Source organism: Zobellia uliginosa (assembly GCF_900156625.1).
Lineage (GTDB): Bacteria > Bacteroidota > Bacteroidia > Flavobacteriales > Flavobacteriaceae > Zobellia > Zobellia uliginosa.
On the sequence record NZ_FTOB01000004.1, the window covers coordinates 657,640 to 676,654 of the forward strand.

Sequence of the window (19,015 nt, forward strand, 5' to 3'; positions counted from 1 at the left end):
ATTGTGGTATATGAAGCTTGGCATATCGGATGAATGCCGTTATTTTTTGGCTAGATTTTTGATGATTCTATTTTTATGAAGAGAATGCTACTGTTATTGGCTTTCGGGGCTGTTTTTACCTGTGTGGGCCAGAATATCAAATTGAAAAAAGGGGTGGTAATTGATTCTATCGCGGTCAACGATACGATAGCGGAAACCTTTGCCCTCTATTTACCGAAGTCATTTGAACTTTCGAAACCTTGGCCGGTAATCTTCGTTTTCGATATGAACGGTAGGGGCAGACAGGCCTTGGCGATGTTCAGTGAGGCGGCCGAGGAACAAGGTTACGTTCTTGCCGCTTCCAATAATATTAGTGATACCTTGTCCATTTCTAAAAATATAGTGACAGCGAGTAGAATGTTCAGTACGGTGAACGCTATGTTGCCTATTCATAAAGACCGAGTCTATACGGGCGGTTTTGATGTGGGAGGCCGTTTTTCCTCCTTGGTGCCCACCTTTGTCAAGGGGGTAGACGGGGTCGTTGCCTGTGGGGCTTCAATAGCCAATGTAGAAGTGCTTACGAGTAGAAATCCTTTTCATTTTATTGGAATTGTAGGCGATGAAGATTTTAGGTACCCGCAAATGTTGAAGGTTGAAAAGATTTTGAACCGCTTGAAGTTTCCCAATCAGTTGTTGGTTTTTGATGGAGGGCATGAGTGGCCTGACGGTAAGGAGCTTAGTGCGGCCCTTAAAATGTTGACCTTAGTGGCCATGGCAAAAGGTAATGTGGAAAAAGATCAGGCCTTTATTGATGAAAACTATGTCTCCGATTTTGTGAAGGTCAATAGGCTGTACACGGCCAATAGGCCCTTGTTGGCGGATAATCTTTTAGAGGAAATGACCGAGCTGTACCAGCCTTACCTCGCTTTGGATTCTATAAAGGCAAGTAGGAAAATTTTGCGTAAAAGCCGATTGTTTAAAAATCAGAATAGAACCCAGAATGCACTGCTTTTAAAAGAGGAGTTGATTAAGGAGGACTATAATTATTACTTGGAGGAAGATATTTTGACCTACAATTATAACAATTTGGGGTGGTGGAAGTATCAAATGGAGGAATTGCAGAAATTTCAAGGAAGTTCAGGGGTGTTGCAGCAAAAAATGGGCAAGCGTTTGGAAGGCTATGTCAAAGCCTTGGTTTCCGATAATGTAGATATATTAAGTGCGGAGCGTCCTGTTGATGGCGAAGCCCTAAATTTTTTATGGATGTTAAAGACCATCGTAGAGCCTGAAAATTATGAGAGCTACCTTAAGGTTATATCTTATGCGGCTAAAACCGATGACTATGGCACGGCGCTCTTTTATCTAGAGGAGTTGTTGAAGAAAGGTTATACCGACCGCAGCAAGCTCTATGCGCTTGAAAATACGGCTTTGCTCCGTATAACACCGGAGTTTAATGAACTGGTGGAAAAATACCTTAAAAGTGCACGCTATAACATAATTGAAGAGTAGTAGGGTCAGTCTATTATGAGGTGTGGGGTTTTCTCAAGATTCCAATCTATTACTAAACCTTTTGCCAAGGCGTCGGCAACTTCTTTTCCGTATAGGTGCTGGCACAAATAGAGAGCGGCTTCAAAACTTTTGGCGCCTCCTGCAGAAGTGATGTATTTTCCATCGTGAACGAAGAGGACGCTATCGGCGACCTTTAAATGAGGAAACATTTCTTTGTAAGCTTCAATGTCACTGGGAAAGGTGGTTGAGGTTTTTCCTTTGAGCACACCGGCTTTGGCTAAAACAAAAGCGCCATCGCAATGGCTGGTCATAAACAAAGCAGAGCTATCTATTTTTTGTACAAAATTCAACATTACGGTGTCTCTTAGGTCCGTATCCAAATGGCGTTCTGCGCTTGGTACTACCAGAATGTCTATTGGGGGTAATTCGTCTTTGGTGTAGTCAAAATCGGGTAGTAGGCGTATACCTTCAAAAGTGGTAACGGGTTCTAAGGTGTTGGCTATGGTAAAGGTATTCATGGCCTTGATGTTTTTTCTGAATTTGGTATGCTGGAAAATATCGAATGGAGCGGTTAACTCCGTGTTGAAGGTACCGTTCATAATTAAAAAAGCCACGTTGTAGCGATTCTGCGATATTTTGGGTGGTATTCGTTCTGTATCCGTTGTTTTGCGGTCTTTTTCTTTGGTGGGGTGGCAGGAAAAAAAGAATCCGATGACGAGTAGTACGGGGTAGATTTTGTTCATATTGGCATATTTAAAGTCGCAATGTACAATCCATTCGTATAAGGGGAATGACTTAATATTGTATTTTTGGATTTAAAAATGATTATATGCGAATTCTAGTTTTGATCCTTTTCTTTGGAGTTTTTGGGTGTAAGGCCGATAAAAAGTATCACGATACATTGGAAGAAAGCGAAGTATTGGTAGAGGTCGATGCGCTACGGGCTATTTTAGACTATCAGAAAGAAATGAACGAAGAATTTAAAAAACCTGAAACGTCGCCCTTGCCCGACCGTTATCGAAAGGATTTTGAAGCTTTGGATTTCTTTGCTCCCGATACCAATTATATTGTAACGGCCAAGTTTGTTCGTACTCCCGAAGCGTTGCCCTTTATGATGCCCAGTACTACAGGTGATGCCTCGGAGGAAACTGTTTATGGTATCGCCCATTTTACCTTAAATGGAAAGAATCGGCAGTTGGAGGTGTATCAAAATAAGAAATTGATGCAGCAAGAGAAGTATAAGGATTATTTGTTTTTGCCGTTTACCGATAATACCAACGGAAAGGAAACTTATACGGGTGGGCGGTATATCGATTTGAACATACCTGATGGTGATACTATAATTATTGATTTCAATAAAGCCTATAATCCGTATTGTGCTTATAATAAGAAGTATTCTTGTCCTGTTGTGCCTAGTGTAAATAATTTGGATACAGAGATACTAGCTGGTGTAAAAGCTTTTGAGCCTTCCAAAAAATAAAGACCCCAACGTTAAACGTCAGGGCCTTTACTTGAATTAGCTTTAAATTATAAACACTTAACCATTATAATTCTTTTTTAGAAAGAGTAGACCGCAGCCAACACGAAAGAAGAAAGACCTCCAATTGGGTTTCCATCATTGTCAATGAATACTTCTTCTGAAGCACTGTCTAATCTTAATTCTGGCTTGATGATCAAGTCACCAATAGTTGCGCTACCGGTAAGGGTTACAGCAAATACACTTGCATCGCCATCAGCATCTGATCCACCAACTGCTCCAAAGAAATCGGTTTCAGCAAAATATTCACCTCTTAATCCTATAGAGAAAGTATCGGAAGTTGCTAACTGTGGGTAAACTGCCAAACCTGCAAAGCTACCAACACCGTCATCTTCGTCACCATCAAAATAAGCAGCGTTCAGTCCTAGGAAGAAAGTATCGGAAAGATCAAAACCACCTGTGAAATCTACTTCGTAAGAACCGTTATCAATTAAAAGGTTCAAATATTGACCGCTGTAGCCTAATTGAGCTCCCCAAGCGTATTGTCCTGTTGGGTTGAACTCTGTGAGGTCAGTTGGGTTCATTACCGCTAACATTAAGCTGAAATCATCAGATAAAGCAAAATCTGCTTTAAGACCGGTATGTGAAAACGGACCGTAAGAGAACAAGTAAGATGTGCTGTAGTTAAAGTTGGCAACCGGAGAGATAACCTCGTAACCTAAGAAGGTGTTAAAGTTACCAAAGGTTAATGTTACGGCATCACTTACATTCCAGTAAGCATACAATTGGTTAACAATGTTTCCTGTAGAAGAATACATAGGAGATTCAAAAATAGCGTCCGTTCCTCTTGGACCGAAAACTAAATCGGCAACAAAACCTACTTTTTCACCTTCATAAGCACCAATAACATTGGCCATACCTAAGGCGAATCCTGGTAGGTTAGCGAATGAGCTTCCTGGAGCTGGAGCATCTTCTCCGTTAGGTGCATTTAAATTTGCTCTATAATACGCATCAACAGAACCACTGAAAGAAAATTTTGGCTTTGATTCTTCTTCCTCTTGTGCAACAACCGCTGTTGCAGAGAAAAGTAGTATGGCTAGGAAAAATAGATTTTTTACGTATTTTGTATTTGTAATCGCTTTCATCTGAATTTTGTTTAGTTATCCCTGTGTGGAATGATTATTTTAATCTGTAAAGATTTTGAAAGGGTTATATAACGGAGCGTTTGGCAGAACGCTCCGTTTCTAATTAATAAGGTTAGTCGTTTATGAAATCTGGGTAAGCATCCATACCGTGCTCGTGAATGTCAAGACCTTCAATCTCTTCTTCTTTGCTCACTCTAAGTCCCATTACCGCTTTTAGGGTTCCAAGAATAGCGAACGTGCAAATTACACAGAAGACACCTATGATCAATACGCCGTATAGTTGTGTCATGAACTGTTCTCCGCCAGCTTTGGCACCGAAGATGCCTACTGCCAATGTTCCCCAGATACCACATACCAAGTGAACGGCAACGGCACCAACAGGATCATCTAATTTTAATTTGTCAATCAAGGCAACGGCAAGAACAATCAGTAGACCGGCCAAAAACCCGATGGCTACGGCTTCGTTGGGAGACATAAGGTCGGCCCCTGCAGTGATGCCTACAAGACCACCAAGAATACCGTTAAGGAACATGGTCAAATCGAGGTTCTTGTATAATATGGTAGATAAAATCATGGCTCCGAAGCCACCGGCTGCTGCGGCTAAACTTGTGGTAACCAATACTAGGGAAGTCAATTCGGGGTCGGCAGATAATACAGAGCCACCGTTGAAGCCAAACCATCCTAACCAAAGGATAAGTACACCTGCCGTAGCTAAAGGTATGTTGTGACCTGGTATGGCCTTAGGCTTGCCGTTATCGTCAAATTTGCCGATACGTGATCCCAATAAGAATATAGCGACCAATGCGGCCCATCCGCCTACAGAGTGAACCAAGGTAGAACCTGCGAAATCATAGAAACCCCATGAATCCAAGAAACCGCCGCCCCATTTCCAGGCACCTACTATAGGATATACAAGTCCTACGTAGATAACAGTGAAAATCATAAAGGCACCAATTTTAATACGTTCTGCAACGGCACCTGATACTATGGTTGCTGCCGTAGCTGCGAACATACCTTGAAATAAGAAGTCTGTCCACCACGTGTAGCCACCATCGGCATATTCAGGGGTCATTCCGCCTTCTGGAGCGGCAATGCCGAATCCGGCGAATCCGAATATACCTGAAGATCCTTCTTCAAAACCGGGGTACATCATATTAAAGCCCCACGCGTAGTAAAGTAAAAGTCCACCTGTAATAATAAAGATGTTCTTGAATAATATGTTTATTGTATTTTTTTGTCTGGTAAGGCCGATTTCTAAAAAAGAGAATCCGGTGTGCATGAAGAATACCAAGGCGGTAGCCACCATCATCCAAACGTTGTTTGCTGTAAATAATCCTGCGTCCATTTCTTAAAAGTTTAGTTATTGGTTTTTTAGTTGATTCCGGCTTGCCCGCTTTCTTTGGTCCTTATTCTATATGCTTCAATGATTTCTGAAACAAAGATTTTTCCGTCACCGACATTGCCGGTGTAGGCCGCTTCAAGAATGGTGTCGACAGTACGCTGTAAAAACTCATCCGATACTACTATAGAAAGATACCTTCGTTGAATGTCGCTCGTACTATAAGAGATTCCCCTATATACGTGACCTTGCTTTTCGTTTCCGACTCCGGTTACATCCCAGTAACTGAAGAAGTTGACCTCTATTTGATGCAACGCCTTCTTGACGTCGTCAAACTTCGATTTTCTAATGATTGCCTCGATTTGTTTCATAATAATTGTATTAATTAGAGAGACAAATGTATGTTAAAAGAATTAACACCCATAAAATTTGGGGGTATATGTATTAATTTTTATGTTTATAGGAATTATACCCCCTTAAAATTTGGGGGTATGGAATTAAAAACAATCAAAAATGCATATTTAGCCATCTGATTTGCGATTTTTTGAAGGAATATTTAGAAAAATCGATAAAATCTACCAGATAGGTTAATAAAAACAGCTTGCCTGCTTAAAACTTTAGATTTTTAATAAAGAGGGGTGTGTTTGGTTGAAAAAACCTTAATTATATAAGTTTTGATAACCAAAGGCCGAGTGCGACCGCTAGAACTCCAACTACTATGCTGGAAATCAGATAAATGAAGAAAAAGGTCAACTCGCCTGAGTTCAAAAGCGAGTGTTTTTCAAATGCAAATGTGGAAAAAGTGGTAAAGCCCCCGCAGAAACCCGTAGCGAATAAAAGGGTTTGGTTCGGGGTCAAATAATTGGTCTTGAGGGAGAGGCCTAGAATGAAGCCGATCAATAGGCAGCCGAGAACATTGACCAAAAAAGTACCTAAAAAGAAATGTTGAAAGTAATTGTTGAGCGATTTGGAAACTAGATAGCGAAGTATGCTGCCTATGCCACCACCAAAGAATACGAGTAACAATTGTTTCATCGGTGCAAATTACGTAAATAATTTATCAGATGAACAGTACTCGGTCGAGTTACTGGTTAAACCGCTTTCTTGAATTTGGAAGACAGACTGTTTAATGGGTATACTTTAGAGGACAAATCTTTTGATGTGTCTTCCCCAGTTTTTTTACCACTGCTGGATACGCTGTTTAAACTGAATACCATAAACAATGCGTTAGCTCCAACTAATATTAAAAGTATTGTAAAAAAAGTCATCATATATTTACCCCTTTGAATACATAACGCAAAATTACGCCATTTGTTATATTATACGCAAACAAACGGTTTTTGGTCGTTAAAAATCGCACTTTTAACGGGGTGGTAATATTTGTCTTAATTTTTAAGGAAATGCTTAAGAAAGAGTAGGATAATTACGAAGGATATAAATAAAACACCTACCCATATTACACCTTTGTAGTTCTTTGCGTGTAATTTTTTGTCTTTTTTGTAAGCTAAAAAGATGATTATGATAAAACTAATAGCAAATAGCGCGGCAAAAACGATTTGTCCGGTAGAGAACATATTCTTTATTTTTATGCAAAATTACGCTATTATTGGCAGAAACTATTTTTTAAATCAACACAACTATAGATGAAAAACAAAATAAGTGCCGTAGAACTTTTTCACACTTCTTTCGGGCTGGGGGTGTCGGAAACCATGCAAGCCGATTTGGGGGCGAAGAAAAACCTTCTCAGGTTCAATTTAATGGACGAGGAGAACAAAGAATATTTGGAGGCTGCCAATAATAACGATTTGGTAGAAGTTGCCGATGCATTGGGCGATATGCTCTACATTCTCTGTGGTACGATTATAGAACATGGTATGCAACATAAGATCGAAGAGGTGTTCAATGAAATACAGCGCAGCAATATGAGCAAGCTGGGGGCAGATGGGAAACCTATTTATAGGGAGGATGGTAAAGTGCTCAAAGGGCCGAATTATTTTAAGCCCAATATCTCCAAAATACTTGAAAACTAAATTAGAGGGACTTTACAGCATAAAAAAACGGTCGACCAAAAAAATGGCGACCGTTTTTTATATATCCTTATATGAATAGGTGTCCGTAAAAAAATACTTTTTATAGGCCTACCCTCCATCCGAAGGGGTCTTCGGCACGGTTATATTGAATATCGGTAATGTCTTTCTTTATTTGGGAAGCGAAGCTTGATTCAAGCTCGGGCAAGTCGTAATCGACTCCCTTATACCCGAATCCGGAAATAGGGGAAACGACCGCAGCGGTACCTGCCCCGAACATTTCCTTGAGTCTTCCGTCTTTGGCGGCCTCGATAACCTCGGTAACGGTGATTTTCCGAACTTCCGTCTGTATGCCTTTCTTCTCGGCAAGTTGAAGGATGCTCTTTCGTGTAATACCATCTAATATACGGTCACTGGTAGGGCCGGTGATTAGGGTGTCGTCAATGCGGATAAAAATATTCATCGCGCCGGCTTCTTCAATGTATTCGTGGTTGTGGTCGTCTGTCCAGATGACCTGATTGTATCCTTTGGCTACGGCCAGTTGGGTAGGGTAGAACTGACCGGCATAGTTGCCGCCTGTCTTGGCATAACCGACCCCGCCATTAGCGGAACGAGAGTACTTCTCTTCGATAAGTACCTTGATCTTTCCGGAGAAATAAGAACCGGATGGCGCAAGGCAGATGATAAATTTATAGGCGTCGGCCGGAGAGGCATGAAAGCCATTTCCCGAAGCGAAAATAAAAGGTCTGATGTACATAGAACTTCCTTCGGTCTGCGGAATCCACTGGTTGTCCACTTTCAATAAAGTCTTTAGTCCCTCCATAAAAAACTCTTCTGGCAACTCGGGTATGGCCATACGCTTTGCCGAGATGTTCAATCTTTTAAAGTTTTCCAAGGGTCTAAAGAGCCATGTTTTGTTGTTGTCGTCCTTGTAGGCTTTCATGCCTTCAAAAATAGATTGCCCGTAATGAAATATCTTTGCCGACGGGTCAAGGCTGATGGGCTGGTAGGGGATGACCTTAGGGGTTTCCCAAGCGCCATCTTTATAATCGCAGACCAGCATATGATCGGTAAATACGCTACCAAAAGCAAGATTGTTAAAATCTACTTGTTCGATCTTTGATTCTTTTACCTTTTCAACGCTGATGTTTTGCATGGTCGAGTTCATAACTTTTGAATTAAAGGATTAAAATTAACGATTTATCCGTATTCGTTCTTCTTTTTTCGTTTAAAAATGTCCAGTTTTGCAGTACTCATCTAATTTTTGTCAGAAATGCGTGTATTTAACATTTTACTTGCGGTTTTTACGCTGGTTTTTGCCTGTAAAGACCAAGAACGGGAAAAGGCTGTGTCGGGGAATGGAGACTATATAGTAATAGGTAAGCGGTTGGAACCCAATGATCTATTGTCAAGCACAGAAATGACACGAAAATTTCAGGAATTAAAGGGGAATGATACGCTTCGAGCAAAGTTCAAGGCTACGGTTGCCGATGTTTGTAAGGTGAAGGGCTGCTGGATGAAATTGGCCCTGGAAGATGGAAAAGAGACCATGGTGCGTTTTAAGGACTATGCCTTTTTTATGCCCAAGGATATTCAAGGAAAGGAAGTGGCGGTCAATGGATATGCTTTTGTTGAGACCATGAGTGTGGAGGATCAAAAACACTATGCGAAAGATGCCGGTATGTCAAAGGAGGAAATAGAAAAGATTACCGAGCCCAAGAAGATCTATAGTTTTGAGGCAGATGGGGTCTTGGTAGAAAAACACTAATTTGGAAAGGAAGATCATAACTACGGGCGATGGTTCCAAAACCATTCAGATTACCGATTGGGACGAGCAATACCACTCAAAGCACGGGGCCGTACAAGAGGCTTATCACGTTTTTATAAAACACGGACTGGCCCTTTTTTCCGGAAAGGATATATCCATTTTGGAAATAGGTTTTGGTACGGGACTTAACGCGCTTATAACGTATATCGAATCTAAAAAGAACGGCGGCCAGCTAAGGTATACAGGGGTCGAGGCCTATCCGGTTTCCGAAGCGGAAATGGCACAACTCAATTATATAGGGGAACTCGATGCCGAGACCTATGAAAACGACTTTAAACGGATGCATAACTCGGAATGGGGATGCGATGTTCGAATTTCTAATGACTTCACCCTTAGGAAAGAACAGAGGTTTTTTGCCGATATAACGGATGAAAATGCTTATGATTTGGTCTATTTTGACGCCTTTGGGGCCCGTGTTCAACCTGAACTGTGGACCGAGGATATATTTTCCATTATGTACAAGGCCATGCGAAAAGACGGAGTTCTTGTTACCTATGCTGCCAAGGGCAGTGTAAGGCGGGCTATGCAAGCTGTTGGCTTTGAGGTGGAACGACTACCTGGGCCACCTGGAAAAAGGGAGATGTTAAGGGCGCGAAAGTAGCTGGGTGACTTAATTAAAAGTTAAGGAAATGTACTATATCGGATTTTCTTAACATATAGGCGTGATTTAGTGTTAAATCGGAATTAAATGGGGTGCAGGTGGGGCTCGGATCACATATCTTTGGCTTATGAGAATACTGATTACAGGAGCGACAGGTCTGGTGGGCAGTGCAATTGTAGAGCAATGTCATAAGAATGGTATTGCCATAAATTATTTGACGACAAGTAAGAAGAAAATTGCCTCTGAGCCAGATTATAAAGGTTTTTATTGGAACCCTAATAAGGGGGAGATAGACCTTGCGTGCTTTGAGGGGGTTACGGCCATTATTAATTTGGCCGGCGCCAGTATATCGAAGAGGTGGACGTTAGCCTATAGAAAAAAAATTATCTCGAGCAGGGTCAATTCTTTGAGAACCTTGCATGCTGCACTCGAAAAAGTAGATCATCAAAATATTTTGTCTTTTGTTTCGGCCTCGGCTATCGGGGTTTACCCAGATTCCTTAAGCCGTTACTACACCGAGGAAGAAACGGCGGTAGATAATAGTTTTTTAGGAGAGGTTGTAAAGGTCTGGGAAGAGGAAATCGATAAATTCAAAAGTTTTTCGTTCAGTGTGGCCAAGGTAAGGATAGGTTTGGTCATGTCATGTAAGGGCGGCGCCTTGCCCGAAATGGCGAAACCGGTCAAGCTTTACTTGGGAGCGGCATTCGGCAGTGGGGAGCAATGGCAGTCATGGATTCATATTTCCGATCTGGCCCGTATCTTCATTTTTGTATTGGAGCATGGCCTGAACGGAATTTATAATGGAGTAGGCCCCAATCCCGTTACCAATGCCAAACTGGTTAAAGAAATTGCCAAGGTTTTTGATAGGCCGCTTTGGTTGCCGAACATTCCTAAGTTTGTCATGCGATTGTTGCTGGGTAAAATGTCGTACATCCTCTTTGCGAGTCAACGGGTCAGTTGCAAAAAAATAGAAGAAGAAGGTTTTAGTTTTGAATACCCCAATGTATGCATTGCCCTTGAAGGTATCTATAAAAATGCCGAATGTGCCGATGCGTCAGGCATGCAAACCTTTAACAAAGAATACGTTCCCTAAGCGGATCTAAAATACTAACGATTAAAACATCTGCAATTCGCAGGTGTTTTTTGTTTTAGGGCGTATGGGAATAGATAGGCTAGTCGGTCAAGAAGGCCATGGGGCCGTCTTTTTTTGGTGACATTTTGACATTTTTAAAGAAATGGCAGTACTTTTGCCAACCAAAACACGAGAATTCAAATTCAAGTAGAAATGAGCGATAAAGAAAAAATCGAAGACTTTGAAGATGTTGTTGATCAAGAGGAACAAACGGAAGCAGAGTCTGCGAACGATATAGAACAAGAAGAAGATATGCAAGAAGAGCTTAGTGTAGAAGAACAGTTAAGGGAAGATCTTGCAAAAGAGAAAGACAAGTTTTTGCGTTTGTTCGCGGAGTTTGAGAATTTCAAAAGACGAACATCGAAAGAAAGAATGGACCTGTTCAAAACCGCAGGACAAGAAATTATTATTTCATTGTTGCCGGTCTTGGACGATTTTGAGCGTGCCTTGAAAGAGATGGCCAAATCTGAGGATAAGGAAATGTTCAAAGGAGTGGAGTTGATTCGGGTGAAATTCCGTGAAACCCTTAAGTCTAAGGGCTTAGAGGAAGTGCAGGCCGAGGTGGGCGATGCCTTTGATGCAGAGATACACGAGGCCATTACACAAATCCCTGCACCGAACAAAAAGCTCAAGGGTAAGATTGTCGATGTAGTCGAAAAAGGATTTAAGCTGGGCGATAGAATTATCCGTCACCCCAAAGTGGTGGTCGGTAACTAAAAGAAAAGGATGAAGGAAGATTATTACGAAATACTTGGCATCAGTAAAAATGCCAGTGCAGCGGAGATAAAAAAAGCATATAGAAAAAAGGCTTTGGAGTTTCACCCTGATAAAAACCCGGGTGATTCTAAGGCGGAGGAAATGTTCAAGAAATCTGCTGAGGCCTACGAGGTGCTGAGCAATCCTGACAAAAAAGCACGTTACGACCAGTTTGGCCATGCGGCTTTCGATGGTTCTGGAGGCTTCGGCGGCGGAAGCATGAACATGGATGATATCTTCAGCCAGTTCGGTGATATTTTCGGTAGTGCTTTCGGAGGAGGTTTCGGTGGCTTTGGCGGCGGTGGCGGTGGCCAGCGCAGGGTCAAGGGGAGCAATCTGCGTATTCGTGTTAAGCTTACCCTCGATGAAGTGGCCAATGGTGTTGAGAAGAAAGTAAAGGTCAGACGAAAAATTCAGGCCAGTGGCGTTACCTATAAAACATGTGGTACGTGTAACGGTAGGGGACAGGTTACCAAAATAACCAATACCATCTTAGGACGTATGCAGACCGCAGCTACCTGTAGCACGTGTGGGGGTAGTGGTCAGATATTGGATAGAAAACCGAGCGACGCCGATGCGCAAGGCTTGAAAGTTTCCGAAGAGACCGTAGCTATCAATATTCCAGCAGGGGTTGAAGAGGGGATGCAGTTGAAAGTACCGGGCAAGGGTAATGACGCCCCCGGTAATGGTATTCCCGGAGATTTGTTGGTAGCGATAGAGACCATCGATCACGCTACTTTAAAACGTGAAGGGGATAATTTGCATTATGACCTGTACATCAGTTTTTCCGAGGCCGTTTTAGGTACTTCCAAAGAAATAGATGCCGTTGGTGGGAAGGTGCGTATTAAACTTGAACCAGGAATCCAATCGGGTAAGATATTACGATTAAGGGGTAAGGGTATATCAAGTATTAACGGCTATGGTAACGGTGACCTATTGGTGCATGTAAATGTCTGGACGCCAAAAGAACTCAACAAAGAACAAAGAGACTTCTTTGAGCGAATGCAGAACAATGAAAATTTTGTACCAAAACCTGAGAAATCTGATAAGTCTTTCTTTGAAAAAGTAAAAGATATGTTCTCTTAATTCAATTTTATTGAGTTTTAAATAAAAAACGTATATTTGGTTTAATATTGGATTACCAATATTAATTTTCTTTTTCATAGCAATTTTTTTCCCATCCTTATTTCTATAAGGGTGGGTTTTGTTTTTAAGAGCAATGCTAATGTCGTGTAAAGACAAAAAACTATCTTTGACAAAATTGCGTGCATGAACAATATTTTGGTCACTAAAGAGGTCACCAAACAATTTGGGGAACATACGGCTCTAGACAAAGTTTCTCTAGAGATTCCTAAAAATAGTATTTATGGACTTTTAGGGCCGAACGGCGCCGGAAAGACCACCCTTATACGTATTATCAATCAAATTACATACCCTGATCAAGGCGAGGTGTTCTTCGACGGACAAGCTTTGAGGGCCGAGCATATTGCCCAAATTGGCTATTTGCCGGAAGAAAGAGGGCTGTATAAGAGTATGAAGGTGGGTGAACAGGCCTTATATCTGGCCCAATTAAAAGGATTGTCAAAGGCCGAAGCCAAAAAACGGTTGAAATTTTGGTTCGAGCGTTTGGAAATAGGGGATTGGTGGAACAAGAAAATTCAAGAACTTTCTAAGGGCATGGCCCAAAAGATACAGTTTATCGTTACGGTATTGCACGAACCAAAACTCTTGATCTTTGATGAGCCCTTTAGCGGTTTTGACCCCATCAACGCGAATATTATCAAAGATGAAATATTAAAGCTCAAAGAGAATGGTACCTCCATTATATTTTCTACGCATAGGATGGAATCGGTAGAGGAACTTTGTGAGTACATTGCGCTGATTCACCGCTCTGAAAAAATATTGGACGGTAAGTTGTCCGATATTAAAAAGGCTTATAAGAACAATATCTTTAAGGTAGGATTGCAAACCGGGGATGCCGAAGTGCTTTTGCAAGAACTGGGCGACAAATTTACCATCAACGCCTCGCAAATCGACCTTGAGGAAAATCAATTGGACCTTACGCTTCAATTGCCTACCAATGATTCACGTGAATTATTGACCTATTTGTCGACCAAGGCCAACATCAACCATTTTGTAGAGACCATTCCGTCTACAAGTGAAATTTTTATACAAACGGTACAAAGCAAGGGAGGGGAGCATGAATAAACTATCGCTTATTATAAAAAGGGAATATTTGGCCAAGGTGCGAAATAAGTCCTTTGTAATAATGACATTTTTGAGTCCGATACTTATGGTCGCCATGGTGATTCTTATCGCGTATTTGACCAAAGTGAACGATAACGAATCACGGATTATAGCCATCCTTAACGAAAGCGATTTTTTTTCAAACGATTTTGTAGGATCGGAAGCCGTTTCTTTTGTTGATTTTAGGGATATTTCCCTAGAGGCGGCAAAAGACTCCGTAGCTGGACTCGGTTTTGATGGGCTCTTGTACATACCTAAGGATACAAGTCTAAAGGCAGTAACCGAGGGCGCGTTTTTTTACACCGCCGACGCACCGCCTACCCAAGTGGTACAACGCCTGGAGAACACTTTTCAAGAACGCCTTCGCCAAGGGTATTTGCAAGAGTTGGGCATTACAGCGGCAGATTATGCGGCCATGGATGCCAACTTTGATCTCAATACGGCCACCTTCAGCGGAGAAACCAATCTAAAGGGCATTACCGAACTCAAGGCCTTTATCGGAGGTGGTTTTGGTTATCTGATTATGATGTTCATTATTATATACGGCGGCTTTGTGATGCGTAGCGTCATAGAAGAGAAGACGAGCCGTATTATAGAAGTGATCATTTCTTCAGTGAAGCCGTTTCAGTTGATGTTGGGCAAGATTATAGGTACTTCATTGGCCGGTATTACACAATTCGCTATTTGGATTGTTTCTGCCGGAATACTGTTGTTGATATCGTTTGCCGTATTCGATATTGACCCGTCGGCCTTGAATACCGGGGTATCGGTAGCACCCAATATGGGGCCGGCTATGCCATCGGTAGACCATACCATGCAATTGTATGCCCAAGAACTTTTTAAGATACCTTGGGTTATGTTGATTACCTTCTTTTTGATCTATTTTATCTTAGGCTATCTGATTTACAGTTCTATTTATGCCGCCATTGGTGCGGCGGTCGACAACGAGACCGATACCCAACAATTTATCTTTCCGATAATCATGCCTTTGATGTTGGCTATTTACGTAGGTTTCTTTTCGGTATTCAGTAATCCACATGGCCCCATCGCCGTGGGGTTTTCCCTTTTTCCCTTAACTTCACCTATAGTTATGCTGATGCGCTTACCTGGAGGAATAGGGGAAGGAGGGGTTCCTATTTGGGAACTGGTGACGAGTATTATCCTATTAATTGCTACTTTTATAGGTATCGTTTGGCTGGCGGCCAAAATTTATCGCGTTGGTATCCTTATGTATGGTAAAAAACCGACCTATAAGGAACTGTTCAAGTGGTTAAGGTATTGAACATGATACAAGACACACAAAGTAAAGTAGAAGAGATTATAGAAGAAGATATCTGGGGGGCCATTAAAGAATTTCTTAACCTGGGTATTAGGTTTGGCGAGGGTGAAAACACCATTAATATTACCATTGGTCTATTACTTTTGCTCACCTTTGCTTTTCTTGCTACAGGTTTTATCTTGAAATGGCTGCGTAAGCTTATAACCAGGCGAATGGAGGAGGAAGATAAGTTGAAGTTCGTTAGCGTCTTCAAGTTTATCAGGTACGTCGTTTACTTGGTCGTCATACTACTGACGATGAGCTCCGCAGGTATTGATATTACCCTCTTGCTAACGGCATCTGCGGCATTGTTCGTCGGACTTGGTCTGGCCCTTCAAGAACTTTTTCAAGATATCATAGGGGGCATTTTTATCATTATCGACAAGTCGTTGCACGTGGGCGATATTATTGAGGTCGATGGTAAAGTGGGAAAGGTTTTTGAGATAAAGCTACGTACCACAAGGGCCATTACCCGAGATGATAAGGTAATCATTATACCCAATCATAAGTTTATAAGCGATATCATTTACAATTACACCCAGAACCACAAAACGACCCGTGAACAGGTTCGTATAGGGGTGGCTTATGGAAGTGATATACAATTGGTGACAAAAATATTGAAAAATATAGCGGAAGATCAAAATGGTGTTCTGAACAGTCCGAAACCCTTTGTCATTTTTGAGGACTTTGGCGATTCGGCCTTGATGTTTTCTTTGAACTTCTATATTACCGATAGTTTTAGTGATCCTCGGATAAAAAGTGAAATACGCTACAAGATAGACGCAGAGTTTAGAAAGAACGCTGTTTCCATACCTTTTCCACAGAGAGATATACATATAATCCAACAAAAGCCGTTTTAGAATAGTGATATCAGTTCAACCGGAGAAAAGTATTAGATACCTTACCCGTACCGTTTTTTTCTTTTTGTGGTCTTTTGTAGGCTTGGCCCAAACACCTGATGTGATCAGGGCCGAATATATGTTGATGCCAAGAAATGATTCCGATGCCGAGTTGTCGCGAATGAAGCTGCTGGTTAACGTTCCCATTAAGGTGCGCGATTCGAACAATGTGATTTTAGGAGCCGAATATAACCGCTTGGCCTATAATTTGGAAAGGGAGCTTCCCTTCAGTAGTGCCGGGTTGAAGCAGTTTCATGTTTTGGATTTTAACATGGCCTACGTTTGGAAATTCAATCCTAATTGGCGTTTTATCGGTGTGGTTACCCCACGTTTGGCATCCACATTGACCAATCCTTTGGAAAATGGTGATTTTTCGGTGAATGCCACGGTCGGCTTTTTTAAGGAAAAGAAAAACATAGACAAGCCTATGATCTTGGTGTTGGGCGTGGCCTATAATTCTACGGTGGCACTTCGTATACCCCTGCCTATTTTTTACTATGAAAGACGCTTTAGTAAAAGTTGGAGCTTTGTAGTGGGGATACCCAAGACCGGAATGAAATTCCACCTCAAGGAAAGGCATCAGTTTCAAACCGAATTTATTTTTGACGGATACTATGTAAATCTTCAGAATAATATAGTACTCCCGAATACCGTTAGTGCTTCGTCGGTTTCGTCTTCTGCCGCATTGGTAACCGTGGGTTATCAGTTTAGGCTCGCCGCGAATACCTTTATCTATGCCTATGCCGGCCATACGGTGTTTCAAGACGGGGTGTTGAGAGATGCCGATAGAAATGATATATTTACATTAAACGATAATCCCAGTCTATACTTTAGAACGGGGTTTAGAATAGGACTCTAAATTCAAGATATTATGCCTAGAATATTGGTGATCGAAGATGAATCCGCAATCAGACGGGTGTTGGTAAAGATCCTTTCGGAAGAAAGCGACACCTATCAATTGGAAGAGGCCGAAGATGGCCTTAAAGGTTTGGAAGCGGTAAAGAACAATGATTATGACCTAGTGCTCTGTGATATTAAGATGCCCAAGATGGATGGTGTTGAGGTACTCGAAGCGGCCCGAAAAATTAAGCCGGAGACCCCTTTTATCATGATTTCGGGACATGGAGACCTCGATACGGCCGTCAATACGATGCGTATAGGGGCTTTTGACTACATTTCTAAACCGCCCGATTTAAATCGACTTTTGACCACGGTGCGCAATGCACTGGACCGTAAGGAATTGGTGGTCGAGAATAAGATCTTGAAAAAGAAGGTCAGTAAGAATTATGAAATGATCGGTAAGAGCGAAGAAATCACCATCATTAAGGATATGATCGAAAAAGTGGCGCCTACCGATGCCCGTGTTCTTATTACGGGGGCAAACGGTACGGGAAAAGAACTGGTGGCCCATTGGCTCCATGAAAAGAGCCAACGTAGCGGCGCTCCGTTTATAGAGGTCAATTGTGCGGCCATTCCCTCTGAACTTATAGAGAGCGAGCTTTTCGGACATGTAAAAGGGGCATTTACCTCGGCGGTGAAAGATCGTGCGGGAAAATTTGAAGCGGCGAATAAGGGAACGATATTTTTAGATGAAATCGGTGATATGAGCCTATCGGCACAAGCCAAGGTCCTAAGGGCATTGCAAGAGAGCAAAATATCCCGCGTTGGTAGTGATAAGGATATTAAGGTAAATGTACGTGTCTTGGCGGCGACCAACAAAGACCTAAAAAAGGAAATCGAAGAGGGGAACTTTCGTGAAGATCTCTATCATCGATTGGCCGTTATTCTTATAAAAGTCCCTTCCTTGAACGATAGGCGAGACGATATCCCTTTGCTTATAGAGCATTTCGCGAAAAAAATAGTCAATGAACAAGGTATAGCCCCTAAGGCTTTCTCTGCAAAAGCGATCAAGCTTTTAAAGAGTTATGACTGGACAGGTAATATCAGGGAGCTCAGAAACGTTGTGGAACGATTGATAATCTTGGGTGGAAGTGAGGTTACTGAAGAAGATGTCAAACTTTTTGCCAGTAAGTAATAAGATTTCTACTTGGATAACTGATTACACTCTCCAAGGCTTTGTAAGGCCTTGGCCGTAATCTCCTTGGTTTTTAGGTTGTAGTACTTTTTGCCTTCCGACAGTTTGGGCTTTAAAAGCTCTTGCTCACAATTTTCGTAAATCCGTTGCGCAAAGAGTCGGGCCTCGGCGCAATCTACCGTATTGATTACCTTTTCTAGGGAGTGTTTATACTTTAGTAGGGCCTCGTCAATCTTGGTCCGTATTTTTTGTTGATCGACAAGACTTTCGTTATAAGATGCTTTCTTTTCGGTCTTGGTAACGTTCATGGCAAGGCTGTTCGATCCATAAATACTCCCGTGCTCACCATGGTTGGCAATGGCTTCCAGACTTTCATGCGTGTAATCGAGGGCTTTGTTGAGTAGTATGCGCGCACCGCTGATCGATGTTGCTCGGGTCGCATTTTTCAAGTACTCTATATTTTCTATCATACTGTCGGTAGCGTACTCGCAACCACAGTCCTTAATTTGTTTCTTTGATTTTTCAAGTGCGGTCAGGGCTTTATAGGTGTAAAATTTTGTCATTTTCAAATCGTGCATCGAAAGTGCTTTGTTCGTCTGGTTTTTGACATAGCCGATGTTTGAATTCGCGTATTCGCAGGCTTGACCCATTGCGAACGAGGAGAAAAACAAAAATGTGAAGATAAAATGTATTCGGTAAAATAACCTCATATAGTAGGAATTT

General features: G+C 41.8%; 20 protein-coding genes. 13 read left to right on the forward strand and 7 right to left on the reverse strand.

Annotation, left to right across the window (positions count from 1 at the left end):
* Positions 1-75 precede the first annotated feature (75 nt).
* Positions 76-1,488 carry an alpha/beta hydrolase gene (locus tag BW980_RS15430; protein ID WP_076456062.1) on the forward strand — a complete coding sequence of 471 codons (1,413 nt, stop codon included), beginning with the start codon at positions 76-78 and terminating at the stop codon, positions 1,486-1,488.
* Between the two features lie 5 nt (positions 1,489-1,493).
* On the opposite strand, the gene BW980_RS15435 is transcribed toward BW980_RS15430, so the two are convergent.
* The gene (locus BW980_RS15435; RefSeq protein ID WP_076456063.1) at positions 1,494-2,231 is read right to left on the reverse strand and encodes a DJ-1/PfpI family protein; all 738 of its coding nucleotides are present in this window, start codon (positions 2,229-2,231) and stop codon (positions 1,494-1,496) included.
* A gap of 86 nt (positions 2,232-2,317) precedes the next feature.
* Between BW980_RS15435 and BW980_RS15440 the strand changes: the two genes are divergently transcribed.
* Complete coding sequence (locus tag BW980_RS15440; protein WP_076456064.1) at positions 2,318-2,968, forward strand: DUF1684 domain-containing protein; 651 nt, start codon at positions 2,318-2,320, stop codon at positions 2,966-2,968.
* Positions 2,969-3,045: 77 nt separating this feature from the next.
* Here the strand turns inward: BW980_RS15440 and BW980_RS15445 are convergent, their stop codons facing one another.
* The 4 genes from BW980_RS15445 to crcB form a co-directional block, all read right to left on the reverse strand.
* Positions 3,046-4,110, reverse strand: coding sequence for a porin (locus BW980_RS15445; protein ID WP_076456065.1), 1,065 nt, complete (start codon positions 4,108-4,110; stop codon positions 3,046-3,048).
* A 112-nt stretch (positions 4,111-4,222) separates the two neighbouring features.
* Positions 4,223-5,455: an ammonium transporter gene (locus BW980_RS15450; protein WP_076456066.1), complete on the reverse strand. Its 1,233-nt coding sequence runs from the start codon at positions 5,453-5,455 to the stop codon at positions 4,223-4,225.
* Between the two features lie 26 nt (positions 5,456-5,481).
* The gene (locus BW980_RS15455; protein WP_076456067.1) at positions 5,482-5,820 is read right to left on the reverse strand and encodes a P-II family nitrogen regulator; all 339 of its coding nucleotides are present in this window, start codon (positions 5,818-5,820) and stop codon (positions 5,482-5,484) included.
* A 292-nt stretch (positions 5,821-6,112) separates the two neighbouring features.
* Positions 6,113-6,484: a fluoride efflux transporter CrcB gene (gene crcB / locus BW980_RS15460; protein ID WP_076456068.1), complete on the reverse strand. Its 372-nt coding sequence runs from the start codon at positions 6,482-6,484 to the stop codon at positions 6,113-6,115.
* A gap of 608 nt (positions 6,485-7,092) precedes the next feature.
* Between crcB and BW980_RS15475 the strand changes: the two genes are divergently transcribed.
* Positions 7,093-7,479 (forward strand): pyrophosphohydrolase domain-containing protein, encoded by a 387-nt coding sequence (locus BW980_RS15475; RefSeq protein WP_076456071.1) that lies wholly within the window; start codon positions 7,093-7,095, stop codon positions 7,477-7,479.
* A gap of 100 nt (positions 7,480-7,579) precedes the next feature.
* On the opposite strand, the gene BW980_RS15480 is transcribed toward BW980_RS15475, so the two are convergent.
* Positions 7,580-8,644 carry a branched-chain amino acid aminotransferase gene (locus BW980_RS15480; RefSeq protein ID WP_076456072.1) on the reverse strand — a complete coding sequence of 355 codons (1,065 nt, stop codon included), beginning with the start codon at positions 8,642-8,644 and terminating at the stop codon, positions 7,580-7,582.
* 105 nt (positions 8,645-8,749) lie between these two features.
* Here BW980_RS15480 and BW980_RS15485 point away from each other — a divergent pair, with 105 nt between their 5' ends.
* The 10 genes from BW980_RS15485 (at position 8,750) to BW980_RS15530 (ending at position 18,292) form a co-directional block, all read left to right on the forward strand.
* Positions 8,750-9,244, forward strand: a complete 495-nt coding sequence (locus BW980_RS15485; RefSeq protein WP_076456073.1) for a DUF4920 domain-containing protein — start codon at positions 8,750-8,752, stop codon at positions 9,242-9,244.
* Between the two features lies 1 nt (position 9,245).
* On the forward strand, positions 9,246-9,905 hold the full coding sequence (gene mnmD, locus BW980_RS15490) for a tRNA (5-methylaminomethyl-2-thiouridine)(34)-methyltransferase MnmC2 (RefSeq protein ID WP_076456074.1): 660 nt from the start codon (positions 9,246-9,248) through the stop codon (positions 9,903-9,905).
* Positions 9,906-10,032: 127 nt separating this feature from the next.
* Entirely contained in the window at positions 10,033-10,998 is a 966-nt protein-coding gene (locus BW980_RS15495) for a TIGR01777 family oxidoreductase (RefSeq protein WP_076456075.1), read from the forward strand.
* Between the two features lie 192 nt (positions 10,999-11,190).
* Complete coding sequence (locus tag BW980_RS15500; protein ID WP_076456076.1) at positions 11,191-11,754, forward strand: nucleotide exchange factor GrpE; 564 nt, start codon at positions 11,191-11,193, stop codon at positions 11,752-11,754.
* A 9-nt stretch (positions 11,755-11,763) separates the two neighbouring features.
* Positions 11,764-12,879: a molecular chaperone DnaJ gene (dnaJ, locus tag BW980_RS15505; protein WP_076456077.1), complete on the forward strand. Its 1,116-nt coding sequence runs from the start codon at positions 11,764-11,766 to the stop codon at positions 12,877-12,879.
* Positions 12,880-13,062: 183 nt separating this feature from the next.
* Positions 13,063-14,001: an ABC transporter ATP-binding protein gene (locus tag BW980_RS15510; RefSeq protein WP_076456078.1), complete on the forward strand. Its 939-nt coding sequence runs from the start codon at positions 13,063-13,065 to the stop codon at positions 13,999-14,001.
* Positions 13,994-15,322, forward strand: coding sequence for an ABC transporter permease (locus BW980_RS15515; protein WP_076456079.1), 1,329 nt, complete (start codon positions 13,994-13,996; stop codon positions 15,320-15,322). Before BW980_RS15510 ends, BW980_RS15515 begins: the two co-directional genes overlap by 8 nt.
* A 2-nt stretch (positions 15,323-15,324) precedes the next feature.
* Positions 15,325-16,218: a mechanosensitive ion channel family protein gene (locus BW980_RS15520; protein ID WP_076456080.1), complete on the forward strand. Its 894-nt coding sequence runs from the start codon at positions 15,325-15,327 to the stop codon at positions 16,216-16,218.
* A gap of 4 nt (positions 16,219-16,222) precedes the next feature.
* Complete coding sequence (locus BW980_RS15525; protein WP_083690497.1) at positions 16,223-17,116, forward strand: DUF6268 family outer membrane beta-barrel protein; 894 nt, start codon at positions 16,223-16,225, stop codon at positions 17,114-17,116.
* A 12-nt stretch (positions 17,117-17,128) separates the two neighbouring features.
* Positions 17,129-18,292 carry a sigma-54-dependent transcriptional regulator gene (locus BW980_RS15530; RefSeq protein ID WP_076456081.1) on the forward strand — a complete coding sequence of 388 codons (1,164 nt, stop codon included), beginning with the start codon at positions 17,129-17,131 and terminating at the stop codon, positions 18,290-18,292.
* 8 nt (positions 18,293-18,300) lie between these two features.
* Here the strand turns inward: BW980_RS15530 and BW980_RS15535 are convergent, their stop codons facing one another.
* Positions 18,301-18,870 (reverse strand): hypothetical protein, encoded by a 570-nt coding sequence (locus BW980_RS15535; RefSeq protein ID WP_245800066.1) that lies wholly within the window; start codon positions 18,868-18,870, stop codon positions 18,301-18,303.
* Positions 18,871-19,015 lie beyond the last annotated feature (145 nt).